Below are 25,568 nucleotides of genomic sequence, written 5' to 3'. Positions count from 1 at the left end.
TATGCAGATTGAACGTTCCGTTCCATTTTGGCTTGAGCGCCGTCTGTTTCCTCTTTATGTCACTTTGACGTTCATTTTTTTGTTCATTCCCCGTTTGTCGTTACTCGGCTTCTTCTTCGCTTCACTTGCGACAATTCATTTCGTCGTCGGCAGGACTGAAAAGCAGCTTCGTAAAGATGTTGCTATCAAATGGAGACATTATGAAATCCTGATGTTCAATAAGGAACAGACATCTCTTCAACTAGAGGTTTTTGGTATCGATTCCTTGACACGGCTTGGACTAGAGGCAACACTTCGATTACATACGGATGGTAGTGTCATCTTTCCAGAAATGGATCCACTTCATCCAGCAACGTTCCACGCAACAATTGATTCGGATGAAGCACTAGAAATTCCTATACAGACCATCCGACGTGGCCCGGCAAAGTTCGATGAAATAATCATAACAGTCCGCTTACCGTGGCGAATGGGAGTTTATTTATTCACTTTTGATACGTATCCTGCATTCACCGTACTACCATCATTAACTGCACAAGCAATGCCTCTCTTACTGCAGCGTCTAAGACTTGGAGAACGTCCGGATCGATATTCTCCATTAAAAAATAAGCTCGTACAACTTGGGGCCAAGCCGTATACGGCTGAGCCTTCGAAGGAGATTGATTGGTATGCGACGGCAAAGACCGGACGTTTACAGACAAAAGTGTTCGATACGAGTAATCAGGATACCTTCACAATTGCTTTAAATTTATCTGGGCCGAGCGGGTATGGTCTGCATCAACAATATGAGATTTTCATCGAACAGACGGCATTCTTGATTAGTGAACTGCTCAAGGAAGGTTGCAAAATCGAACTATTTTTGAACAGGCTTGATACACTGAATAAGATGACTCAACTTGCGATGAAAGAAGGTCAGCCGCAATTGAAGCATGTACTGATGCTACTCTCTACTCTCTCTACACGAGATGTCTATGTCGCTACACAACAATTTGATCGCTATGTCACTCGTCAAAAGTACGTGAACAGTCAATTGATAAAAATCGAATGCAATAAAATCGCTTTATTATCATGAATAATTGTTCCTTTGCAGAAAAGTAGAAATCCTCCATCAAAATAGACCGTTTTGCTGTTTCAACTGTCTATTTTGAAGGGGGATTTTCTATATCTACTTTCAGGTTCTTAATTAATAAAAAAATACATAGTAATCAAAAACACGGATAAAGAATAAACGCAAACACATTGAGGGGGATATAAATAAAATAATAAGTACAATGTCAGTAAAATGTCAGTAAAATGTATCAGCAGTATGAGATATCTCTTAGATTTATTTTGAAAACAGTCGTTTGCAAAACCAGTAATTATGACGGAATTACGTGTATTTTCTTAAATGGATTTATCGGAAATAGAGATGCTATCTTTAAAGAAAAGAGAAAAAATAAAAAAAACGGTGGAAATTAGAAGAGGAATTCAAAATTAAAGTAGTTCTAAATTACTATATAAAAAATAGATAGGTGTATTCTTTCAAGGTGATTTTATAGCTCGTTATCTTTTCAAATGACAAGGATAATCTCACTTCATTTCGCCGTTATTCGTTCAACTATCTACTCTCTTTCTTTTCTCATTTTTTCTGGCTTATGCATTTAATATTCTTATTTTCCTTAATGTAATAATTTCGACATATGAAAGAATCGATTTAGCATCGTAGTCGTGATACATCAATTCTCCATTAATTCGCCCGTTAGATCAAGGTTGCTTTCAAACAATAGAATAATCAAGTACATTGATAAAAACATAGTTTTATGAACAAAAGCTTAAGAAAAGAAAGTAGTAAATTAATAAGATTTATCATTATACTAATTCGTTTCGGACAATCAAATATTCTTCGATTCACTAAATCTGAGAATAATATTTTTGGTTTAACATAGTAATATTTATGAAACATATGTACTATTTATGGGGAAATAAATTGTAAATGGATTGTATTTACATTAAAATATTTACATATAGTTTTTAAAATATTCCAAAAATTCAATGTATTTTACTTATATATTAATTAGTTAAAATATGTTTAATTTTGGTGATTCGGAGGTCAGTTATTTATGAATATTAATGTAAGCAGATTGAATCATAGTTTTTTCACGGGTAAGGTCGAAACCCCAATCCTTTTTGATGTTTCCTGTAAGTTTGATGAACGAGAAGTGACGGCAATCGTTGGACCATCAGGTTCTGGAAAGTCAACCTTGTTAAGTCTCATAGGCTCACTTGATAGTCCGACAAAAGGGAAGATTTTTTTTGACTCCGATGATATCACGATAATGGATAATAAAAACCTTTCGCTATTTCGGTTCAATACGATTGGTTTTGTGTTTCAACAATTCCACTTACTTCATTCCTTGACAGTTCGTGAGAACATTCTTGTCGCTCTTCTGAACAAAAAGATTACCTTCAATAAAAGTGAACGAGTAGATGAAATCATGAACTTAATAGGTTTATACGACAAGAAAAATTCTTTACCATCACAACTATCAGGAGGACAACAACAGCGAGTTGCAATCGCGCGCGCTCTAATTAATCATCCGAGATGGATTTTGGCCGATGAACCAACTGGAAACCTGGACTCGGAGAACGGGGAGCTTATCTTTAATCTTTTACTGAACTTACACGAACAAGAAGGGTGTGGCGTTATATTCGTAACGCACGACATTGCCTTAGCAGAACGAGCAGATCGAATAATCTTCATGCAGGATGGGAAGATAATAGAAGATCGGAGGAACGAAGCGATATGTTGAAATTCATATTTAAAAATTGGAAGCGGAAAAAAGGAAAATTCATCTTAACCATCATTGGTGCTCTCGTTATTAGCGCGGGACTTAGTCTGATGTTCAATTTGACTGATTCGAGTCAAGGAACAATCGAACAGACGCTTCAAAAAAAATGGACGTCAGCCTATGATATTGTAGTACGTCCTAAAGGAAGCGTCATGTCGACCGAGGATAATAATTTACTAGAACCTAACTATTTAAATGGTATAAACGGTGGAATTTCATTTGAACAGTACGAAAAGATAAAAAAAATTGAGGGAGTCAACACAGCTGCACCTATAGCTATAATGGGTTACGCTAACATCGGTATTTCAATACCGGACCAAATCAAAATCCCGAAAGCACCTGGAGTTTATCGTCTAAGTAATTCACATTATGGAAATAGCGGGTTCTCCAAAGAAATCATCTCTTCATCAAGTATCTATCTATCAAATATGGATGACGTTCCTCTTCCAGAAAACGTTAGGATTGCAGATGCACGAAATTCAGATTGGTCAAATATCCAACCATTTACATATAGTCTCATCGTAGGAATAGATCCCGAGGCTGAAGCAAAGCTAGTAGGACTTGATAACAGCATTTTACCTCAAAAAAATTTAAGATTCTTTAATTCACAGGACATCGCTAAAAAGAACAGTGAATCTTCGAATGAATTCAATATTCCTGTCATGATTAACCCTAAGTCTTTCAATCAAGGATACAGTGAATTCAAACTGGAGAGAGTCGAACTTCCACTCTCCTCAGACAAAGAAAAGGAACTTACATATCAACGACTGTCTAAATCGACTAAAAAGCAACCGTTGGACGAAGAAAAGCGGAAGACAGTCCAAGACATCAAAGTCTCTTCTTCTCAAGTCGAAAGTGCGTTCTTTGATTCACTTACCGGAAAAAAATCAAAACAGTTAAAAGGAGCAATTGCGAATTCATATGCACAACTTGTGGCTCAGACAGGAACATTATCTTATAGCTCACAAAAAAGTCCATTTCCTTCGAGATGGAATGATGCCTATGAAGTTCAATCTGCACCAGTCGTCTTCAAAAATTCAGTTCTGCCATCATCTATCGTACCAAAGTCCGGTTTCCGAGAAATTACCTCTTATGAAATCAAAGCGAACGCTAAGGATGAATCTTCCTTCAAAGCAATGAATCCCATTTTGAAGTTTAACGTCGTCGGCTTATATAATCCAAATGAAATTAACGTCTCAAAGGACCCATTGAGCGAACTGCCGATGGAAACATACCGTCCATCTTCTGCTAACCTCGTTTTAGATGCTGAAGGAAAACCAATCAATCCAGTACGTCCTATCGTTACGACGGGTAATCCGGTCGGATTTTTGACTAACTCACCTAACGTCCTGACGACGTTAGAGAGTGTACGTACGGTGCTAGGGAATCAATCAATTTCTTCTATTCGTTTGAAAGTAGAAGGGGTCTCTTCTGTCAGTGAAGATTCCGAAAAACGATTACAACAAATTAAAACTGAAATAGAAACCGATACTGGCTTAGTTGCGACTGTCACTAAGGGTTCGTCACCTCAGCCCGTCGTAACGAAGGTCGTCGATAACGCTAAGACTCTTGGTTGGATTGAACAGCCTTGGATACATATTGGTGCTGCGATGACGATTTTCCGCGAGACGAGTGTAGGTTTCTCCGGGGTCATCTTCGCGATGCTTGCTGTCGCCATCGTATATGTCCTCGCGACGAGCTACGTCTCGATGCTAGCGAGACGTAAGGAATTCGCCGTTCTACTTGCCCTCGGTTGGCGAACTAAGGATTTATATAAGATTGTTATAATTGAAGCGGCAACTCTTGCTGGGTTCGTATCTGTTGTTGCATTGATTGTCGAAGGTATCTTTTCTTCCGTACGAAATGAGGCGATGAATGGTTGGAGCTTGATCTGGATTACTTTATTTAGTCTATCCATCTATTTTGCAGGGGCTTTATGGTCAGCATGGACTATACGCCGAATTTCCCCATACGAAGCAATTAAGACAGGCGAATATGCGAAGGGGGCCAAGTTAAACCTGAAACTAAGATCTACTCTGACACTTGCATTAAAGGAACTGTTCGGTAAATGGAAACGTAACAGCTTGTCTGTCCTGTCAATTGCTCTTCCGACCGCCTTGCTAACGTTCTTCTTATTCGTGACATTCCAACTGCAAGGAGTATTATACACGTCTTGGCTTGGTAAGTTCGTTGCCCTGCAGGTCGGACCGATGCATTATGTGACAATGGGGATTGCAATCACTATCGCTATCTTGACTACAGGTGAGATTATGTGGCAGAACGTCACGGATCGAAGGGCGTCGCTTGCCGTATTGAAAGCTGTCGGATGGTCGAATAATTCTATACAGAGGCTTATCGTTTTAGAGGGAGTTTTTGTCGGTCTGATTGCTGGTCTTGTAAGCTTGTCTATCTCATATACGTTGATTTATTTCTTATATGATTTAGTTCCATGGAATCGACCTTCACTGGTTATTATTTCGATACTCATGCCCATATTCTTCGGTTCGTTATCCGCTTTCATGCCAGCACGACTTGCAGCACGAGTGAATCCATATAAAGAGCTCAAGGAAGCATCATAAGTGAAATTTAAAACTATAACGAAGATAGCTCTTCTCACTGTTTGAACTGAACCCTAGAGTTTGAACAGTTAAATAAAAGCACCCTTAACTAAGGTTTTAAGCTGCTATGAGATGGCTTCGGTATTGAACCGGAGTCATCTTTTGTAGTTTCCATTGTCTTCGTTCGCTATTGTAATAATCAATATAAGCATCGACCATCGCACAGACCTCATCGAGGTCAGATGCTAATTTATAATCGACATAATCTTTCAAGTGCCCAAAGAACGATTCCATCGGGGCATTATCCAGGCAGTTTCCTCTACGAGACATGGATTGAAGCATTCCCATCTCACGGATGCGTGTTTGATAAGCAGGATGCGTATAATGGAATCCTTGATCGGAATGTATCATGGCTTCCGGGTGTATATTCCCTTGAAGTCGTTCTGCGAGTTTATTTGTTGTATGAAGGACAAGTTCCATATGGAGGCTTGTAGATAGATGATGTGCCATAATTTCACGTGTAGCGACATCTTTCACACAAGAGAGATACACAGTTTGACCAGATCCAATACACAGATAAGTGATGTCTGTGACGAATACCTTACCAGGCTCTTCTTGATCGAACCGACGGTTCAAGTGGTTCGGTACAGTCCTATGTTCATATGTCGCTTTAGCGATTTTACGATAAGCGTTCTGCCTACGGATTTTCGTCACGATTCCAAATTTCCTCATGAGACGCAAAATACGTTTATGATTCATCGGTCCCCCCATAAGATCAAGCATCTCCATGTAAAGACCACGATAGCCGATTTTTCCCTTATGACGATCATGAACACGTTTCAGAAGTAGGTAGTCCGAATAGTCGCGTTCTTCCCGAAGGGAAACACTATCCGTACGTGCGAGCCAGGCGTAATAACCACTGCGGCTCACTTCAGCGAGCGTACATAGATCCGTCACGAACCGCCTAGATGATTGTTTCCGTAAGACAATATTGATTGCCTGATAGCGCTCAGATGCGGTTAGTTTCGGTACTTCGCCTCTCTTTCGAGAGCATCGAGCTTTTTTAGTAATTCGTTCTCCGCTGTGAGGTACTTTATTCGTGCTTCAGCTTTCGCAAGGCGTCGTTCGACGGAATCGTCTTTTTTCGGTCGACCTCCAAGATTTGATTTTCCACGTCTCTCATTCAAGAGTCCTTCTTCTCCATAAATGCGATAGGTCTTCCTCCACCGTTTCAATGCTTCGTTCGTTGTTCGCTTACCAATCATGTCCAGGTCAAAGCCGCTTTCCTCAAAGATTTGAATCGGTCGCTTACCAGCTAAATTCTCACGTACAGCGTGAATCTTAAATTCTCCTTTGTATTGAATCGTACGATCTGATACCAAGGCTACGTGAAGATTCGCTTCAAGTTGTCTGATTTGATCTGGATTGAAGGTGCGTCTGTTCATGAATAGTTCTCCCGTCTAAATTGAATAGGCACAGTATATCGATTTCTTTAAACACAAAAAACCCCGAATGGGGTCTTTTATCAAGTGTCCACCATTCAGGGTTCAGTTCAATATATGAGCAATAGATGCCTTATTTATAGATGTCACGACGATGACCGATCTCAAGAATCAAGATGACAACTTTTTCGTCCTGGATGTCAGCAATCAGACGATAGTCGCCAATGCGATAGCGCCATTCACCCGAGCGATTCGAGACCAGTCCTTTTCCATGACGACGCGGATCATCCGTCCCGACCAGATTCTTTTTGATCCAGGACATGATGATCCGCGCTTGTTGGGGATCCATCTTCTTGAGAGATTTTTGAGCTCCGCGCTCAAACTCTACTATATATACCGTCATTCTAGATTAAGTTCCTTCATCATATCATCGAAAGAGATTGCTTCTGATTTTTTACGGTGTGCTGCCATCGAATCATGATAGAGTTGTAAATCGATTTCGTCTTCGATGCGGTCGAGGACGGCATCTCGAACAAGTGTAGAAATCGTGATATTCTTCGCTTTCGCATATTCCTTAATGAGGCGTGTATCCTCATCATCTAAACGTACAGAAATCGTACTCATGATTATCATCCCCTTTGTAATACATTGTATTACAAAGTAGGTTTTTAGTATAGATACGAGCTCTATACATTTAGATTCAGAGTAAAGTACTTTACAATAGTAAGAAATGGATAAAGATAAAGAAAGTAGGGGATTATAATGTACAAGGCTCTATTGATAGCAGTCAATGAACAACGAAGTCGTGAAATCAACGCTCTTCCCAATACTTTAAATGACGTGACAGAAATCAAGCGATTATTAACGGAAGAGCCAGCTGTTTTTCAACAGTCCGATGTCCTAACCTTAAGCGGTAACCTAGCTACTAAATCCATGATAGATCATGCACTGAAGGGCTTTTTTAGTGATGCTTCATCAGAGGATGTCTTATTTTTGTATTGGGCAGGGCATGGAGGATTCGATCAAAGTAATGCTTATTTTATTCCATATGATGCCGACGAGGCTACCATTAGTAATACAAGTATCAATATGTCTGACGTAAAAAAATATATTGACGAAACCCCTGCTCAAACTGTCTTGAGTTTCTTTGATACATGTCACAGCGGTGCATTATTGAGAGGCACTTCAAACACTTCAATCGATGCTTTGATGAATCGAGGACTAGATATTAAAGGTTCCGGAAAATTTGTCGTTGCAGCATGTACCGAAGACCAATCTGCCTGGGATAGAGGCGGACATGGAGCGTTTACGGATTACTTGATTCGTGGTCTTGAAGGGGAAGCTATAAATCCCAAAGGAGAAGTGGACATTTACACGCTCTATTCCTATGTCAGCCAAGCAGTCTCTAGCGAGTTCTCAAATCAGCATCCTGTTTTAAAAGGTACGCTCTCTGGGGCACCAATTATTATTAAATACACGAAGGCACGAGAACATGAGCAACAGCAACAGCTCGTATCGCAGTCAAGCGAAGCACAGCGTAAAGTGGACGAATCGGGTGACTGGTTTTTAATAGGGGATTTACACGCGCGACACCATTCTTATCGTTACAATAGCGCTACTAAGACATACTCTTTAATACTAAAGGCTACTTCTAACGCAAGAAACATTGAAATGACACTAAAACAAATGTTGAGAACAGTACGACCATTCGCTATTGAGGATAGTGCTGAATATGTTCAAGTAGAAGATGTGGATGTAGAAGTGATTGATGGAGAGAAAACAATCAATCTTACGTTAGTATCTAGTCAGAATCGAAGTAACCATATGTTCAATGAGATGACGATCAACGGCATTACTCCCGATGAAATAGCAAAACTAAGAATTGAACGTTTTATTTTCAATCAAGACATTCCAAGTCATGTTAATACGACCTACTCGGGAGGAATGATTTATGGAGCGTCATCTGACTATTCAGTATCAGATTGCTTGATTCCAGAATTACTTGAACAACAAGTCGAACCAGAATGCATCAGACTTTACGTCATTGCTGTTCTCGTATTTAAATCCATCTTGTCTGAAGTGAACGAAGTCAGTTTAATTATCCAAGATAACACCATCGTCCGCATCACGATTAATGGGAATCGTCCACGCATATATTCTAACGAAGCTCCATCAAACATCATGGTAGATCACCCAGTTACTTTTCCTATGTCGATGATGGACAACTATCGTTCTACTTGATTAAGAATGAAAAGTTTTCACCACAACAAAATGAACACAAAAGATAGACCATGAATAATTTTCTATACGACCTCAACTGCCTGATTCGGCACTCTACCTGGCTCAGGTATTTGAAGACGTACTTTATGTTTTATATAGGTGTGTTGGTTTCTATGTCTTTACATCGCACCCTTTGAAATAAAAGATGCTCCATAAAAAAATGAAAACAAAAGACGATGCAAAAATAAATTGTTGGATGGATTAAGAAGACGAGAAAGGAGTTCCCAAATTGTTGATGGCATATCAAATGACACTTGAGGACTTCATGGCGCTACAAAAGGACTCGATTCAGCATTCAAAATATCATATTAAAAGACAGAGACGCTCTATTGTGGTGATGGATATGATGGTATTTTGTTACGGGTTTGTATTCACTAGTTATTGGTTGCCGCAAATCATGTCTGTCGTTTTATTTTTGTTTATCGCAGTCGTTGGAGGTTCATTGCACGCTCTATTGTTGTTCCCGTTCATAAAGAAAGTGTATCTTACGATCACACTGTGGCAATTGCGCTACTTTTTGAAAAACGACGAGCGATTTCCAAGAAACGTGATTCTAAATATTGATGAAAAAGGTATCAAAATCAACTCCATTCAGGATCAAGTAACTAATCAACTTCAAATAGAGTGGAAGTCGATTGATAAAATAAGTGAAGATGATGATCATTACTTTCTATATTTTGAAGAAAATGAAGCGATTATCATTCCAAAACAAATCCATGATTTGAATAAAACAGAGCAAATTAAATTACGTCATCTCCTACAAACATATTTAAAAAACATAATATAATTTTAAAAGGAGTATGTTGATGAACATCACAAATCTATAATCTAACTCGACAAGTATTGTGTTAGATATACTAGACTACCTAAATTAAGGATTCATCTAACATGATTAAATAGTAGAAAGGAGCAATGTAATTGATTATAAAGTATCAATTAACGTTCGAGGATTTAATGTCCTTACAGAAAGATCTGATTGAAAACACAAAGTATCATAAAAAAAGACGCAAATTTTTGTTGATCTACACGGAGATTTTAGCATTCTTCTACGGGTTTACATCGATCTTGTATTTTTTACCTAGAACGATTCCCTTTGCAATTTTCTGCTCCATTGCTGTAGCAGTAGGGATTTTGTTCGCTATTCTACTGAGGCCTCTTTTGAAAAAAATGTATCTGCCAATCGCTATGAGACAAGGCAGGTACTTCTTGAAAAAAAATAGTAGTTGGCCGAGAAATGTGACGTTGAATCTTCATGAAGCGGGTATTCATTGGAATTCTGACGATGGGAAATTGAATCGAACACTTAAACTTGCTTGGGAATCGATTGAAAAAGTAAATGAAGATGAAAATCATATCTATCTGTATTATCAAAAATCTGAAGCATTAATTATCCCAAAGAACATATCTGTATTAAGTTTGACAGAGCAAAATGAGTTCAAACAGCTGATACAAAACCACTTGAATATTTCATTTTAAATTATGATTTAAGCAAAAAAGAATGTGGGACAGAAGAAGTAGCACAAGATTCACCTAAGAAGACGGCAAATCTGACCGAAAAAGTCGAGATAATGGAAACGAAAAAGAAGATGTTTATTTCAAGGATGATACTTTGAAAATTGATATGGCGACAGTCAAGATCCTTTCGACAGAAGTGCTTGAGCCAAGTAAAGAATACTTCCGCGAGAAGCCACAACTCGTCTTCACATACGAGACGACAAATGATAGTAAGGAACCATTGAATGGAATGACCACTTGGATTGCCTGTTTCGAAGCGACACAAGAAGGAACCGATACGATCAATAAGTTAGAGGTAGGCATGACACCACAAGAAGAGAAGTATGCCTCTTATTTAGAACATCAGCTTGATGACATCAAACCAGGTGGTACCGCGAAGGGAGTCATGGCTTACGATATCGATGATCCAAAAGCGGTCGTCACATTGAAAGCAACTCAAGGAATAGCGGGAAAAGAGCTTGGTGAAAAAAAGATTGAATTGAAATAAGCAGATGAATAAAGGGAATCCCATTGAATGAAGGAAGGTTGATGAATATGGAACAAACACTCACAGAGGCGCAAGCACTTATTCTAGAAATGGAAGACAATTTTAAACCGTATATGATCGTAGGTGTTAAACAACGATTGGATATGGAAGAGATAGTATCCACATTTGAATGTATCTTCAAACACGGAAGTTGGATCGCTCTGAGCATCGGATTATTTCCAAGTTCAGCTTTGAACAGTTTATTTTACAGCAGAAATATTTCAAGTAAGCAAAAACAGCAACATCGCTTCTTTTTTTAAAGCGATATTGCTGTTTTATTTTTTATCCCTTTAAGAGAGTAGCTGCTTTCTTTTCAGCTGTTTCTTCATCCGACCAGTCCATCTCAGATAGCATGCTGGCTTGAACTTTTTCGATCTGCTCGATTGTATAGCCAAGTTGCTCCATGGCAATTACGGCGTAAGCAACTGCTTGGTTGTTATTCATAATTATTCCTCCATTCGTTGGTGTTTTGTGATGTTTTTAATATATCGCGTTGTCTTGTGTCTCTTATTAGTGATAGCTTATTTCTTCCTAATAAATGTCTCGCCTAAGTAAAGTAACGAACTGAAAACGTAAGGATCTACTCATTTTTTACAAAATAACTTAGCACAAAAATTATGCTGAGTAGTGAAATGAGGGTTAGGGTGACTGCGATTATTTTATTCTTGAATTCTAAATGTTTTTGAATCCTTTTTGGAAGAAGCGCATTTATTATCAAAAGTGGAGAATATACCAAAAAAACAATGTTTACGTTCCGAGAAGTAAAACTATCAAATATAAGTAACAGAAGGATTGCTAAAGGGAAAAGTGGAAATACAATCATCTGAAGCCTCCTTTCAATATATTAAAGGATATTTGAACTTAAAGTTTGAAATATTGCTTAGAAAATGGTCATTAGTCTAGAAACTACTAGGAAAATATTTAATCATACAGGGTATACCTGCTGTGATAAAAAAAGAAAAAAATTCCGAGAAGATGCTAATTGTCTCATTTTATAATAAGTCTTAAAAAATTTTAATAAATCTAAAAAAATACATTGAAATTTATTCATTAAAAAATTACCGGATACGAAAATCTTTTTCCGTTACATTGAGATTTCGACCAACAAGTTGCTTTACCTTCTCTAAATCTCGATCTTCTGTTGCTATTACTTCATTGTACCACGCTTTCTCAAGGACTTGCTCTGTCTCTTTGCTGACAATCTCTGTCTTCAGGATATGATGTAACGGGCTACTGGCTTCCTCAAGCCCTCGGAAGTGTCGACTGAGTGGTTCTTCTCCAGGAATGACTAACGCATAGGCATTCGTCTTATGTTCGTCGAAGTCGCGGTCGTTGGTTTTCGCAAACGGTTCGAAGAAGTCTGTCGCGCCATGGACGAGCATCATTGGCTCATCGAACGTCAAGAAATCTTGTTGCGTGTCCTGCTTGGCGATATTCGTCAGGTAAGCTCCGACATCCTCCGGTCTGTGCTGCACGATCCGCTCAAGGCGTTCGGCTAATAGCATTCTCTGATCCGTAATGTGTGCCACGTTCTCGATATGTTCGATCATCTTGAGAGGCGATGCTTCCCGTTCCAGGACTTGCTCCTGCTCGAGCGAAGTATAGATTTATCTAATGAGGTAGTCTCATGTAACAGATTTTCTCTATCACTTAAGTATCTCTTTATATCTAGCAGAAGAGATACGCTAACGAAAATTTGTAAGTCGAAAAAACAAAAGTGAGTCGTAACAGCCTAGAGGACCATTTAAGTTTTAAATTCCTTTTCTTATTTAACTATGTCGATTCTGCCTTATGACATTTATTTAATTTTAATTAATACATAAAAATATTGAAAAAGATTTCGGTGTCGAAATGTATACAAACTTCTTGTTTATAGTATTTGCGTAAACCAATTCATTTAAAGCACATTGATAAAAAGATGAGTTTATAGACTTTAGAAATTATAGCTAAACAAGTGAAAAAGTCATTTGTGAAAGGTTAATTAATAATGTATACATAACGGTCGTTTAAAAGATATTGATATTTAGTGAAAAAAATACTTAGGCAAAAATCGTATAATTTATAGTCTAAGTGTTTTTGAATCTTATATTTTTAAAGCTAGTTGCTCTGACATTAGTTCCGCTTGTTCAAGGATGGTATCAATTGCTTGTTTACTGATTTCTGGTGGATAGCCATACTTCTTCAACAGGCGTTTAACAATAACCCTCATCTTAGCACGCGCGGAGTCACGCAAATTCCAATCAATACTCATATTCTCTTTAATGGATTTTGTGAGTTCGTGGGCAATGATTTTTAGCGTATCATCACCAAGAACTTGTTCCGCCGTTTCGTGCGAAGCCAAGGCATCATAAAAAGCAATTTCTTCTTTAATCATCCCTTGTTGCTCGCCTCTTTTGAAAGCCTCATCCATTTCTTTCGCTAATTCAATCAATTCCTCAATGACCTTGGAAGTTTCAATAGTACGCTTATTATATTTATTCAGGGCATTTGATAACATATCTGAGAATTTTCGCGCTTTGATCAAGTTACTGCGCTGAACACTTTTCACCTTACCATTTAGTAAACGATTCAATAACTCAACTGCCAAGTTCTTTTCTGGCAATGCGCGAACATCTTCTAAAAACTGATCTGATAGAATCGAAATATCTGGATTCTCTAGACCGAGTGCTTTATAGATATCAACGACTTCTTCGGAAATAACCGATTTTGAAATTAACTGATTAATTTGTGCGTCCATTTGTGTAGCTGTTTTTTTCTTGCTGCCATCACCAATGGTTTTTACTATACTTGCTTTGACGGCCTTGAAGAAGCCGATTTCATCATTCAACTCTTCAGCCTCTTGCATTGTTGCACATAAAGCATAGGCTTTTGATAGCTCTGTCACTGTATCTAAAAATCTCTTCTTTTCTTCTTCACCTAAACCGATTACATAATCCATCGTAGTCACAATCGCTTTAATACGTTGCGATGACTTTTCGGACATAAAGCTTGAATAATCATGTCCATACAAGATTTCCAAAATGAGTTGATGTTTCTCTAACATGACATCAACTGCAAGTGATGTATCGACACCGGCCGTTTCACGGTCGCTGTCTGTATACTGTTTCAAGGCCTCTTTTAGGTTATCGGCCACACCAATGTAGTCGACGACTAAGCCCCCCGGTTTGTCTTTAAACACACGGTTTACTCGAGCGATCGCTTGCATTAAATTATGACCTTTCATTGGTTTATCAATATACATTGTATTCATGGAGGGAACATCAAAGCCTGTTAACCACATATCACGTACTATAACAATTTTCAGAGGGTCCATATTGTCTTTCATGCGACGAGCTAAAAATTCACGACGTTTTTTTGTGCCAATGAATGATTGCCATTCGGCAGGATCACTTGAAGAACCGGTCATAACAATTTTAATGGCACCTTTTTCATCTTCATCTGAATGCCATTCTGGTCGAATTTTAATAATCTCTTTGTATAAATCGATTGCGATACGACGGGACATGACAACAACCATAGATTTACCAAACATCGCTTTTTCCCGTTCTTCATAATGGTGTACTACATCTTGTGCCATTTTCTCAACACGTGAACCAGATCCAGCGATTGCTTCTAAACGTGACCACTTTGATTTTAACTTTTCTTTTACTGAGTATTCTTGTTCTTCAGTAATTTCCTCGTAGTCATCATCAATTGCCAATCCCTCTGGTAACTCTAAAGGAATAACTCTCGATTCATAGAAAATTTTAACTGTGGCTCCATCCTCGACTGCTTGTGACATATCATAAACATCGATGTACTCACCAAATACAGCCGGTGTGTTTCTATCTGTCGATTCCACAGGTGTTCCTGTGAAGCCAATGAATGAAGCATTCGGTAAAGCGTCACGAACATACTTGGCATAACCATATTTCACTTCACCTTCACGGTCTTTCTGTTGTGAAAGTGCTGCACCAAAACCGTACTGAGATCGGTGGGCTTCGTCAGCCATAACTATCACATTTTTACGGTCTGTCAAGCATGGCATTTCTCCTGTTGCTTCGTCAGGAGAAAATTTCTGTAACGTTGTAAAGATGATGCCGCCAGATTCAACATTTAATAACTCACGCAATGAATTACTCGACTGAGCTTGACTAGGGGACTGGCGTAGAATTTCCTTAGATAAAGAAAATGTTTTATATAACTGATCATCCAAGTCATTTCGGTCTGTCAAGATCACTATTGTAGGATTATTCATCGTTTTAATAAGCTTTCCAGCATAAAAGACCATCGATAAACTTTTTCCGGATCCTTGTGTATGCCAGACGACGCCAATTTTACGATCACCGGTATCTTGAGTTGCGTCATGGGCTTTTTCAACAGCTTTGTTTACAGCATGATATTGATGATATGCTGCTAAGATTTTATAAGTGTTCTCTCCATCAGATTGGAAGAGTATAAAGTTTCGAATGATGTCTAAGAGTCGATGGGGTGCTAACATCCCATTTAACATGACTTCGAGTTGCGGTTCTGCGGAACTTGCTAACGAAGTTCCATCGACAGTGCGCCATTTCATAAAGCGCTCTTCCTGCGACGTGATAGAACCTACGCGAGCATTGATACCGTCGCTTGCAATTAAAAACGCATTATAGCGGAACAGGGTAGGTATTGCTTGTTTGTAAGTCTGTATTTGATTATAGGCATCTGAAATATCAACATCTTCGTTAGTTGCATTTTTTAATTCGATAACAACTATAGGTAGACCATTCACAAATATAATTACATCAGGACGTTTATTCGCTTGTCCTTCAAACACGGTAAATTGATTGACAGCCACAAAATCATTATTTTGTGGCTGTTGAAAATCGAATACCTGAACAGAAACCGTAGGATTGTAACCATTTTCACCTTGCACTTGAATCTCGATGCCATTCGTTGCGAGATGATGGAACTGTTTATTATTCAGTATTAAGTCTTGGGAGACATTGGCTATAATTTTTTGAACAGCTGCATCAATCACTTCTACATTAAGTGTTGGATTAATTTTTTCGAGTGCTCCATATAAGCGATCGAGTAACAAAACATCTTGAAAGCTATTGCGTTCAGAGAAATCTCCATCTGGTGCGAGATCGGGACCTTCCATAATCTTATAACCGAGTTCTTCAAGCCATTCAAGAGTCGCAACTTCTAATTCTGATTCATTGTATTTGAACAACGGTTAGACCTCCAACTCATCTGAAATTTTAATTTCACCTGATAATAATTTCGGTAGGAAAGAGTCACGAATTTGTTGTAATTTAATATTTTCTTTTTCTAATAAACTCATTTGGTCGTAGAAATTTGAAACTGTATTTTCAAATTTGGATATTAAGCTTTCATTCGAGTAAGCATAATTCAGGTTTTTGAGATCATTTAAATTAATTGCACTAAATACTGCTCCATTAGCTCCTAAAATAATCTTTTTAACTAGATTTTCTACAACGTGGTACAAATAAAACTGCTTGTTTTCTTTATGTTTTAATGCAAAACATGATTGATTCATTGCCATCGCTTTATTAGCTAATGCTAATTTGCCTACTGTACCCCGAGCTGTAATAAATAAAGTGTTTTTAGGGTAAAGTTTACTATTGCATTTTTCCAATCCTAATTCAGTAATCGTCTTTTCGGTGACTGTTGTATAAAGGTTACTCTTTGCATCTTTTGGTGTGAAAAATGGAATTGATCCGTTCCAATATTCTTGTATTGTTGTTTTAGGAGTACCACCACTTAGAAAATCTACATACTCGTGTAAAAATTCCACTTTCCACCCTTTAGGAATCTTACCTAATTCACTTTCAACCATTTCACCACCGCTTGTTTTATAAGGTTGTCCCTCTTCGTTAGGAAATTCGAAATCAATAAACCACCGTTTGAAAAGAGTTTGAGCAATGCGTTCGAGTTTAGAAATAATTTTCTTATTTAAAAGTATCTTGTCGTCAATATCAATCAAAATTTTTGTTATATTTTTTTGTTGAGACAATGGCGGAACAAGTATTTTTATTTTTTTTAGCAAAGGAATTCGTATATTACTAACAACAGATCCGGTTCCTTCATTCATCATAATTTGATGGCGTAATTCTTTTGTTTGCAAAGAATAGTATAGAAATTCTGGTGAAATGATATCCGGAAAAGCTTTTAATTGTAATATTCTTTGTCCTAGAAAAAATTTATATTTCTCATTTTCTCTTAAAAGTGCTACTTCTCCCATCGGGGCTTCTCTAGTTAAAATCACATCCCCAGATTCTAAATAACCTCGAACACTCCACTGATCATAAATTTCTTTAGAAACAGATTTAGTACTATCAATATTTCTTAGCTGACCATTACGAATATTAACTGTACGCAACATTCTGTATTCACTAGGATAATCTAGAGTTGGAGCGGTTTTATGTTGACAGTCTGTAATTGAACAAACTTCATCAATTGTAAATAAAATCGAATTATATTTCATGACCAAGGGCTCCTAATGATTTACGAATTTGTTCTTCTAAGTCTTTCGATTTCGCAAAGTACTCTGCCAGTTCACTTGTTAAGTTTTCCATTTTCTCTTCGAATAATTCACCGTCATCTTCTTGTTCTGTCATCCCTACATAACGTCCAGGCGTTAAAATATAGTAGTGATCGCGGATTTCTTCAATAGTGGCTTCTTTACAAAAACCTAATTCATCTTTATATTCCTGATTATTTGTTCCGCGCCATGCATGGAATGTTTCAGCAATTTTATTTATATCTTCTATACTGAATTCTTTATGTGTACGATCTGCCATAAATCCGAGGTGACGTGCATCAACAAAGAGAATTTTATTCTCTCGTTCACGCTTACCTGTTTTTATTTTATTTTTCGAAATAAACCAAAGACATACAGGGATTTGCGTTGAGTAAAATAGCTGACCTGGTAGTGTAACAACACATTCAACTAAATCATTCTCGATTAAGTTTTTTCGAATTTCTCCTTCACCACGTGCATTAGATGACATGGATCCATTCGCCAAAACAAAGCCTGCTGTTCCTGCGGGAGCTAATTTCGAAATCATATGTTGTACCCAAGCAAAGTTGGCATTGTTTTGTGGCGGGATGCCATATTTCCAACGCATATCGTCCTGTAATTTATCTCCACCCCAGTCTTTAATATTGAATGGTGGATTTGCAAGAATAAAATCAGCTTTGAGCCCTTTGTGTACATCGTTCAAGAATGTATCAGCGTGATGAGGACCGATATTTCCATCAATTCCTCGAATCGCTAAGTTCATCTTGCACAGTTTCCAGGTCGTAGGATTGGATTCTTGGCCGTAGACAGATAAGTTATCAATCCGTCCTTGATGTTCTTTGACGAACTTTGACGATTGCACGAACATCCCACCAGAACCGCATGCTGGATCATAGACACGTCCTTGATAAGGTTCTAACATCTCAACTAATAATGCGACAATTGATGATGGCGTGTAGAACTCACCACCGTTCTTTCCTTCAGCACTAGCAAAGTTACTCAAAAAATATTCATAGACACGTCCGATAACATCTTTTTCGCGACTATCTTCGTCACCGACTTTGAAAGAGAATAAATCAATTGTCTCACCTAGACGTGTTTTATCCAGTTCTGGTCGAGCAAACGATTTTGGTAATACACCAACTAAAGACGGATTTTCTTTTTCGATTGCTAACATCGCCGCATCGATAAGTTGTCCGATTTCAGGTTTTTTAGCATTATCTTTGATAAATGACCAGCGTGCCTCTTGCGGTACAAAGAAGATATTATCTGCTACATATTCGTCACGGTCTTCCTCGTCTGCCCATTCATCCTCTTTTAATTCTGCATGCTTCTCTTCGAAAGCATCGGACACATACTTTAAAAATAGTAATCCGAGGACGACATTTTTATACTCACCTGAATCCATAGATCCGCGTAGTTTATCTGCCATTTTCCACAGTTTTTCTTCAAATCCTAAGTTTGCTGTTGCCATTTCTGTTCCTCCTAAAAACTTTACTTATAAATGTCCCGACGATGTCCGATCTCAAGAATCAAGATCACGACTTTTTCGTCCTGGATGTCAGCAATCAGACGATAATCACCGATGCGATACCGCCATTCACCCGATCTGTTCGAGACGAGTCCCTTACCATGACGACGCGGATCATCCGTCCCGATCAGATTCTTCTTGATCCAGGACATGATGATCCGCGCTTGTTGGGGATCCATCTTCTTGAGAGACTTTTGAGCTCCGCGCTCAAATTCCACCGTATATGCTGTCATTCTAAATCAAGTTCCTTCATCATATCGTCGAAAGATATCGCTTCTGATTTTTTACGGTGTGCTGCCATCGAATCATGATAGAGTTGTAAATCGATTTCGTCTTCGATGCGGTCGAGGACGGCATCGCGAACGAGTGTAGAAATCGTGATGTTCTTTGCCTTCGCATATTCCTTGATGAGTCGTGTATCTTGATCATCTAGACGTACGGAAATGGTACTCATGATTATCAGCTCCTTTGTAATACATTGTAATACATATTGAGCTTTTAGTACATAGAATTGAGGATAATTCAGAATGAACATTCTCTGCGAGATAGAGCTGGGCTGCTGAAAATCACGGATGAGTATGATTAGATGTCAAAAGTGAATTAGATCATGTTCAAATTGGAATGAACATAGTCATTCGTCCTTATTTTGACCATGTTTAAGTACTCAATGACCATAATTTTTTCTTCACTCCGTTAGAGTGACACTTAATATTTGCTTGAACAGAACGATTTCGATATCGAGATTTCGTTTGACGAGGTGGACTTCCTCCTGCACATAGTCGAGCTTCTCAACGAAGGCATCGAAACGATGCGTCAACGGACCATTCATTGCTGTCACCGTGACGATGTCTCCGCTGAAGATGGCGTCGTTCAACGCGTTCTCGATCGTCCCATCGATCGGTCCCTCCGTATCCTCGAACTTGAGATGATGTACCTCCTGGTAATAGCGTTTCAGCAATCCTTTATGTTCGGGCATCAGGAACGGGATCCACTTCTTATTGCCTCGGTCTTCATAACTCATTAAAATCACTCCTTCTTATAACGGGAACTCTTGTTCTTATTATGTTCCTCGTTTCTCTTGTTTTCAATCCGATTTTTCGACGTCTCATCAATGCCTCCGTTTCTTGGGGACGAAAAAAAGGCACGACGAGTATCTCGTCACTGCCCTAATATGTTTTGCCTATTCGATTGGATGGAGGATTCATTCTCCGACCATGCCGTCATGGTCGTTGTCTCGCATATATTGGTACAACCAGTGCTTCTCCATGATTGGCATCGCAAAGCCTGCGTCCTTCGCCTCCTGGATCGTCACTTGACCATTGCCGTCGGTATCGATGCGCGAGACATCCTCGGTCGCTGTCGTATCAGTAGAGGACGTCGCTGACGATTCTGTTTTCTTCTCCTTTTTCTTCGTCAGACCGAGTGCCGCATTCGTCTCGTCCGGATTACCGTTCTTGAACCGGTCGACGACAGTGTTTCCACGGACCGTATAGGTATACTGATACGCGGATGGAATCATCGTCGATGTATCCGGATAGGTGATCTGCGCCTCGAAGTTCGTCGCGCCACCCGCCTTGCGGATGACGTCCTCCATGTACGCCTGATCCCCATAACGATTCAGTGTACTGTCCTGCGGAGTGATGTTGTAGGCGTTCGAGACGCCACCGAGCGAATCGGCGATGATATGTCCTTCATCGAGATTCGCGCGTTCGACGCCAGGCACCTTCGCCTCGTCCGAGTAGTAGCGTCCGTCACGCGAGACGTCTTCCGTCGCATCATTCTGAAGCACGATCTTCTTCGCGATGACGCGGATCAGCTGTCCATGCTCATTCGTGAACGCCCAGTATCTCCGGTCACCGAAGCCGATGTCGACGACGACGTTCGCCTGCCGACTACCGGACAGGTCTCCGCCATCGACCGTAATCTTTTTATATCCTGTGAAAGAATCCTGCAGAGTCGTCGTTTTTGATTCCGTTGATGCATTCGTCTCCTTTAGTTGCTTGGTTGTACGAGTATCAGCCTCTTTTTCTGGATGTTGATCGGAGTTCTTCTTCGCTTCGGTCTTTTGTGTAGTCGTGTCGTCTTGTTGCGCTACTTGTTCTGTTTGATCTGATGGAGGTGAGGTCGTCTCCATATCTGTACATCCTGCCATCAATAAGACGGCAAGGGGAATCGCTATGTAAGAAATCTTCATGAGTGTACTCCTTTTTCATTCAGTCTATCGTTGCGTCCTTCATTATAACGCTACTTACCAGTTCTTGCTGTCTTAATTGAAATCGGTGGTGCGGTAAATGATCTTTTCAAAGGCATGGAACAGAGCGGTACCGCTCTGTCTGATGGAAAGGGACTGCAAGCCGTCCTGTTTCCGTACTCTAGCTCGCTCCTCGTCGGCGCAAGGGCCATCAAAAAAAGCCGCTGCCGTTCCCGTCAACAGGACGGCACCGTGTCGGACTGCATCCCACTCGCGAAAGGAGCTTTTCCATGAAACTGACTACACTCGTTGAAATCACTCGTATCCGCCAAGAGGTCCGAGAACCGGACGTCGCGCTCGAGACGACGCACATCACGTCCCCCGAGGACGCGTTCTGTATCGCCAAGCGCTTCATCCAGGACGATGACCGTGAGGTGTTCCTCGTCATCCTACTCAATACGAAGAACCGCGTCATTGCCGTCCATCGGGCACACGTCGGTAGCATCAACTCGAGCGTTGTCCATCCCCGAGAAATCTTCAAGTCCGCCATCCTCAACAATGCGACGTCACTCATCGTCAGTCATCAGCACCCGAGCGGTGACCCGCATCCGTCACGTGAAGATATCGAGGTGACCGAACGGCTCGTCGAGGTCGGACGCATCGTCGGTATCCAGCTTCTTGACCACATCATCGTCGGTGCCGGAGAAGAATACGTCAGCTTGAAGGCACAAGGTGTTCTTTAAAGGGGATAATAGAGCGTAGACGGACGGGACACCTCCGTCCTGTCTGCGTGTAAGGGCATGGATGAAAAACGACGACGTTTTTCTTTTGAGAGAGCGCAAGCGAGTAAGGGATGGATTCGTCCCGAATCCAAGGGCAATGAGAAACCCGCAGTGGACGGATCCACTGCGGGTGTTGGTTTAAAATAAAGTTTGATCAAAATGAAGCGACAAAGGCTTATCTTACGTTAAATTTAAAGAACCCGTTTTGAAAAAAGTGAACTGAGCCCTAGAGTTTGGACAGTTGATAAAAGACCCCATTCGGGGTTTTTTGTGTTTAAAGAAATCGATATACTGTACCTATTCAATTTAGACGGGAGAACTATTCATGAACAGACGCACCTTCAATCCAGATCAAATCAGACAACTTGAAGCGAATCTTCACGTAGCCTCGGTATCAGATCGTACGATTCAATACAAAGGAGAATTTAAGATTCACGCTGTACGTGAGAATTTAGCTGGTAAGCGACCGATTCAAATCTTTGAGGAAAGCGGCTTTGACCTGGACATGATTGGTAAGCGAACAACGAACGAAGCGTTGAAACGATGGAGGAAGACCTATCGCATTTATGGAGAAGAAGGACTCTTGAATGAGAGACGTGGAAAATCAAATCTTGGAGGTCGACCGAAAAAAGACGATTCCGTCGAACGACGCCTTGCGAAAGCTGAAGCACGAATAAAGTACCTCACAGCGGAGAACGAATTACTAAAAAAGCTCGACGCTCTCGAAAGAGAGGCGAAGCATCGAAACTAACCGCATCTGAGCGCTATCAGGCAATCAATATTGTCTTACGGAAACAATCATCTGGGCGGTTCGTGACGGATCTATGTACGCTCGCTGAAGTGAGCCGCAGTGGTTATTACGCCTGGCTCGCACGTACGGATAGTGTTTCCCTTCGGGAAGAACGCGACTATGCGGACTACCTACTTCTGAAAAGTGTTCATGATCGTCACAAGGGAAAAATCGGCTATCGTGGTCTTTACATGGAGATGCTTGATCTTATTGGGGGACCGATGAATCATAAACGTATTTTGCGTCTCATGAGGAAGTTTGGAATCGTGACGAAAATCCGTAGGCAGAACGCTTATCGTAAAATCGCTAAAGCGACATATGAACATAAGACTGTACCGAACCACTTGAACCGTCGGTTCGATCAAGGAGAGCCTGGTAAGGTATTCGTTACAGACATCACTTATCTGCGTATTGGATCTGGGCAAACTGTGTATCTCTCTTGTGTGAAAGATGTCGCTACACGTGAAATTATGGCACATCATTTATCTACAAGCCTCCATATGGAACTTGTCCTTCATACAACGAATAAACTCGCAGAACGACTTCAAGGGAATATACACCCGGAAGCCATGATACATTCCGATCAAGGATTCCATTATACGCATCCTGCTTATCAAACACGCATCCGTGAGATGGGAATGCTTCAATCCATGTCTCGTAGAGGAAACTGCCTGGATAATGCCCCGATGGAATCGTTCTTTGGGCACTTGAAAGATTATGTCGATTATAAATTAGCATCTGACCTCGATGAGGTCTGTGCGATGGTCGATGCTTATATTGATTATTACAATAGCGAACGAAGACAATGGAAACTACAAAAGATGACTCCGGTTCAATACCGAAGCCATCTCATAGCAGCTTAAAACGTTAAGGGTGCTTTTATTAAACTGTCCAAACTCTAGGGCTCAGTTCAAAGTTTGATCAAAACGGGTTCTTTCTTTATAAAGTATTACACTATTTTTATAAAAAAGTTTGATAATTCTCTACTGTATTCTTCAAAACAGTACCCAATTACGAAAGATCTTATTTTGATAATAACCCCATTATTTCTCCTTCATCATTAATCAACCCCTTAATTTTAACTGTTGATCTTCAATGAAATATATACAATCTGCTACACAATCAATAAACCTGCGATCATGTGATGCGAAGATAATAGTGCCTTTATATGCTGTAATAAATCTTTCTAACGCTTCAATAGCATAGATATCTAAAAAATTGGTTGGTTCATCTAACAATAAAATATTATACTCTCCTAAAAATAATTGACATAATTGTAGACGAATCGCTTCACCACCACTTAATGATTTTACACTTTTTAATATATCTGTGCCGACAAACAACATGGAATGTAGAACGCTTCGTAAAAATCTCTCATCGTATTCAGAACGATTTTTCAGAAATTCCAATACCGTTTCATCCCTTGTATATTGATAGCTCATTTGACGAAAGTATCCAATTTTTGCTTTTGGTGAAATTGTTAAACCGGGCGCATTGATAGCAATATGGTGGAGTAAAGTACTTTTGCCAGCACCATTTTTACCCGAAATTGCAATTTTTTTACCAAGCGGCATTTGAAAACTTACTTCATTTAATAATACTTTGTTATCCACTTGAAGAGTAAATCGGTCTGCCATTATCGGAAATTTATTATGCAGCTCTAAATTTCTCGATTGATGGAAGTTTATTTGCCTATCCTCTTTTACAGCATCGACTTCCTGAAGTTTTTCCATTCGTTGCTCAATGGCCTTTGCTGCACGCTGCATAGCTTTTTGGCTCGTACCTTTGGATTTTGTCATAAAGGACTTATCCGGCTTTGCATTCGCATCTTTTTTTGACAATCGACCTGCTTGTGCAACTTTTTCAGCTTTCTTCATTTTTTCTTGTGCTGCTTTTTCTAGCCTGCTCTTTTCTTTTATGAACTGTTCATGTGCTTGACTCTGCTGTTCACGTTCTAACTTCTTTTGTGCCATGTAGTCGCTGTAATTTCCTGAATAGATTCGTACCTTACCTTCATGAACTTCCCAAATTGTCGTAACTAGTTCATCTAATACAGAACGGTCATGACTAATTAATACAAGCGCTCCGTAGTAATACCTAAGTTCATCGAGCAAAAACGAAATCCCCTCTTGGTCTAAGTGAGTAGTCGGCTCATCAATTAATAAAGCTTCATAATAATGAGTAAACAATTTAGCGAGTTTCATCCTTGTTTGTTCCCCACCGCTTAGCTGATTAGAGTCTTTTGGTACGTCTAATTTTCCAAGTAACACTGGATCAGCATCACGTACTGATGGAGTTTCAAGTTGCTCAAAATAGCCATTCTCAACAAGCCGATTCACCTTTCCCGTTGTTGGCTTAATGATACCCGCCAGTAATTTTAGTAACGTGCTTTTACCTGCACCATTTTTACCGACTATGCCGATACGGTCAAATTGGTGTACAGCTAATCTTTCAATCTTTAAAACCTCTTTATCTAGATATGTCACTTCTACATTTTCTAATTCAAAACAGATTTGTCCCATCTTTCGCTACCCCCGAAATATTTTTATTCCGTATCGATAGCTAGAATCGATACGAGCCTCTTTCTCAAAACCAAGCTCGTATCAAAAGAATAGTAAAAATT

At 39.6% G+C, this 25,568-nt stretch carries 22 protein-coding genes and 1 pseudogene; 10 read left to right on the top strand and 13 right to left on the bottom strand.

The window, feature by feature from the left end; translation table 11 throughout:
- Position 1 precedes the first annotated feature (1 nt).
- The 3 genes from R7V76_RS12655 (at position 2) to R7V76_RS12645 (ending at position 5,404) form a co-directional block, all read left to right on the top strand.
- Positions 2 to 1,069 (top strand): DUF58 domain-containing protein, encoded by a 1,068-nt coding sequence (locus R7V76_RS12655; protein ID WP_318092874.1) that lies wholly within the window; start codon positions 2 to 4, stop codon positions 1,067 to 1,069.
- A gap of 1,027 nt (positions 1,070 to 2,096) precedes the next feature.
- The gene (locus R7V76_RS12650) at positions 2,097 to 2,786 is read left to right on the top strand and encodes an ABC transporter ATP-binding protein (RefSeq protein ID WP_318092872.1); all 690 of its coding nucleotides are present in this window, start codon (positions 2,097 to 2,099) and stop codon (positions 2,784 to 2,786) included.
- Positions 2,780 to 5,404: an ABC transporter permease gene (locus tag R7V76_RS12645; protein WP_318092871.1), complete on the top strand. Its 2,625-nt coding sequence runs from the start codon at positions 2,780 to 2,782 to the stop codon at positions 5,402 to 5,404. The genes R7V76_RS12650 and R7V76_RS12645 overlap by 7 nt, the downstream gene beginning before the upstream one ends.
- Positions 5,405 to 5,500: 96 nt before the next feature.
- Here the strand turns inward: R7V76_RS12645 and R7V76_RS12640 are convergent.
- The 3 genes from R7V76_RS12640 to relB (R7V76_RS12630) form a co-directional block, all read right to left on the bottom strand.
- Positions 5,501 to 6,828 (bottom strand): IS3 family transposase gene (locus R7V76_RS12640; protein WP_440137048.1). Its coding sequence is split into 2 segments (ribosomal slippage): positions 5,501 to 6,459 and positions 6,459 to 6,828, totalling 1,329 coding nucleotides; the frame shifts between segments, so codons are not numbered across the junction.
- A 130-nt stretch (positions 6,829 to 6,958) separates the two neighbouring features.
- The gene (locus R7V76_RS12635) at positions 6,959 to 7,228 is read right to left on the bottom strand and encodes a type II toxin-antitoxin system RelE family toxin (protein WP_318092870.1); all 270 of its coding nucleotides are present in this window, start codon (positions 7,226 to 7,228) and stop codon (positions 6,959 to 6,961) included.
- Positions 7,225 to 7,449 (bottom strand): type II toxin-antitoxin system RelB family antitoxin, encoded by a 225-nt coding sequence (gene relB, locus R7V76_RS12630; RefSeq protein WP_318092869.1) that lies wholly within the window; start codon positions 7,447 to 7,449, stop codon positions 7,225 to 7,227. Before relB (R7V76_RS12630) ends, R7V76_RS12635 begins: the two co-directional genes overlap by 4 nt.
- A 138-nt stretch (positions 7,450 to 7,587) precedes the next feature.
- Between relB (R7V76_RS12630) and R7V76_RS12625 the strand changes: the two genes are divergently transcribed.
- The 5 genes and pseudogenes from R7V76_RS12625 to R7V76_RS12605 all read left to right on the top strand — a co-directional run bounded on the left by R7V76_RS12625 (position 7,588) and on the right by R7V76_RS12605 (position 11,406).
- Positions 7,588 to 9,066 (top strand): caspase family protein, encoded by a 1,479-nt coding sequence (locus R7V76_RS12625; RefSeq protein ID WP_318092867.1) that lies wholly within the window; start codon positions 7,588 to 7,590, stop codon positions 9,064 to 9,066.
- Between the two features lie 274 nt (positions 9,067 to 9,340).
- Positions 9,341 to 9,892 carry a YcxB family protein gene (locus R7V76_RS12620; RefSeq protein WP_318092864.1) on the top strand — a complete coding sequence of 184 codons (552 nt, stop codon included), beginning with the start codon at positions 9,341 to 9,343 and terminating at the stop codon, positions 9,890 to 9,892.
- A gap of 380 nt (positions 9,893 to 10,272) precedes the next feature.
- Positions 10,273 to 10,581: a YcxB family protein gene (locus tag R7V76_RS12615; RefSeq protein WP_318092927.1), complete on the top strand. Its 309-nt coding sequence runs from the start codon at positions 10,273 to 10,275 to the stop codon at positions 10,579 to 10,581.
- Between the two features lie 94 nt (positions 10,582 to 10,675).
- Positions 10,676 to 11,107, top strand: a pseudogene (locus R7V76_RS12610) (DUF5067 domain-containing protein); the annotation flags it as partial.
- Positions 11,108 to 11,154: 47 nt separating this feature from the next.
- The gene (locus R7V76_RS12605) at positions 11,155 to 11,406 is read left to right on the top strand and encodes a hypothetical protein (RefSeq protein WP_318092863.1); all 252 of its coding nucleotides are present in this window, start codon (positions 11,155 to 11,157) and stop codon (positions 11,404 to 11,406) included.
- Between the two features lie 22 nt (positions 11,407 to 11,428).
- Here R7V76_RS12605 and R7V76_RS12600 read toward each other — a convergent pair whose 3' ends face one another.
- From R7V76_RS12600 to R7V76_RS12560, 9 genes are all read right to left on the bottom strand, one after another.
- Entirely contained in the window at positions 11,429 to 11,590 is a 162-nt protein-coding gene (locus tag R7V76_RS12600) for a hypothetical protein (protein ID WP_318092861.1), read from the bottom strand.
- 614 nt (positions 11,591 to 12,204) lie between these two features.
- Positions 12,205 to 12,696: a hypothetical protein gene (locus R7V76_RS12595; RefSeq protein WP_318092860.1), complete on the bottom strand. Its 492-nt coding sequence runs from the start codon at positions 12,694 to 12,696 to the stop codon at positions 12,205 to 12,207.
- 533 nt (positions 12,697 to 13,229) lie between these two features.
- On the bottom strand, positions 13,230 to 16,340 hold the full coding sequence (locus R7V76_RS12590) for a type I restriction endonuclease subunit R (RefSeq protein ID WP_318092858.1): 3,111 nt from the start codon (positions 16,338 to 16,340) through the stop codon (positions 13,230 to 13,232).
- A gap of 3 nt (positions 16,341 to 16,343) precedes the next feature.
- Entirely contained in the window at positions 16,344 to 17,615 is a 1,272-nt protein-coding gene (locus R7V76_RS12585; RefSeq protein WP_318092857.1) for a restriction endonuclease subunit S, read from the bottom strand.
- Positions 17,605 to 19,125, bottom strand: a complete 1,521-nt coding sequence (locus R7V76_RS12580; RefSeq protein WP_318092856.1) for a type I restriction-modification system subunit M — start codon at positions 19,123 to 19,125, stop codon at positions 17,605 to 17,607. Before R7V76_RS12580 ends, R7V76_RS12585 begins: the two co-directional genes overlap by 11 nt.
- 20 nt (positions 19,126 to 19,145) lie before the next feature.
- The gene (locus R7V76_RS12575; protein WP_318092855.1) at positions 19,146 to 19,415 is read right to left on the bottom strand and encodes a type II toxin-antitoxin system RelE family toxin; all 270 of its coding nucleotides are present in this window, start codon (positions 19,413 to 19,415) and stop codon (positions 19,146 to 19,148) included.
- Positions 19,412 to 19,636, bottom strand: coding sequence for a type II toxin-antitoxin system RelB family antitoxin (gene relB / locus R7V76_RS12570; RefSeq protein ID WP_026829710.1), 225 nt, complete (start codon positions 19,634 to 19,636; stop codon positions 19,412 to 19,414). The genes R7V76_RS12575 and relB (R7V76_RS12570) overlap by 4 nt, the downstream gene beginning before the upstream one ends.
- Before the next feature lie 231 nt (positions 19,637 to 19,867).
- The gene (locus R7V76_RS12565; protein ID WP_318092847.1) at positions 19,868 to 20,203 is read right to left on the bottom strand and encodes a YolD-like family protein; all 336 of its coding nucleotides are present in this window, start codon (positions 20,201 to 20,203) and stop codon (positions 19,868 to 19,870) included.
- A gap of 180 nt (positions 20,204 to 20,383) precedes the next feature.
- Positions 20,384 to 21,376: a DNA/RNA non-specific endonuclease gene (locus R7V76_RS12560; protein ID WP_318092845.1), complete on the bottom strand. Its 993-nt coding sequence runs from the start codon at positions 21,374 to 21,376 to the stop codon at positions 20,384 to 20,386.
- Positions 21,377 to 21,663: 287 nt separating this feature from the next.
- On the opposite strand from R7V76_RS12560, the gene R7V76_RS12555 reads away from it, so the two are divergent.
- Positions 21,664 to 22,116: a JAB domain-containing protein gene (locus R7V76_RS12555; RefSeq protein ID WP_316500097.1), complete on the top strand. Its 453-nt coding sequence runs from the start codon at positions 21,664 to 21,666 to the stop codon at positions 22,114 to 22,116.
- A 364-nt stretch (positions 22,117 to 22,480) separates the two neighbouring features.
- Positions 22,481 to 23,808 (top strand): IS3 family transposase gene (locus tag R7V76_RS12550; protein ID WP_318092843.1). Its coding sequence is split into 2 segments (ribosomal slippage): positions 22,481 to 22,850 and positions 22,850 to 23,808, totalling 1,329 coding nucleotides; the frame shifts between segments, so codons are not numbered across the junction.
- Positions 23,809 to 24,009: 201 nt separating this feature from the next.
- On the opposite strand, the gene msr(G) is transcribed toward R7V76_RS12550, so the two are convergent.
- Complete coding sequence (msr(G), locus tag R7V76_RS12545) at positions 24,010 to 25,467, bottom strand: ABC-F type ribosomal protection protein Msr(G) (RefSeq protein ID WP_214813958.1); 1,458 nt, start codon at positions 25,465 to 25,467, stop codon at positions 24,010 to 24,012.
- Between the last annotated feature and the right edge of the window lie 101 nt (positions 25,468 to 25,568).

It is taken from the genome of Exiguobacterium artemiae (assembly GCF_033342815.1).
Taxonomy (GTDB): domain Bacteria; phylum Bacillota; class Bacilli; order Exiguobacteriales; family Exiguobacteriaceae; genus Exiguobacterium_A; species Exiguobacterium_A artemiae_A.
This window is presented reverse-complemented; position numbering and strand designations above follow the sequence as displayed.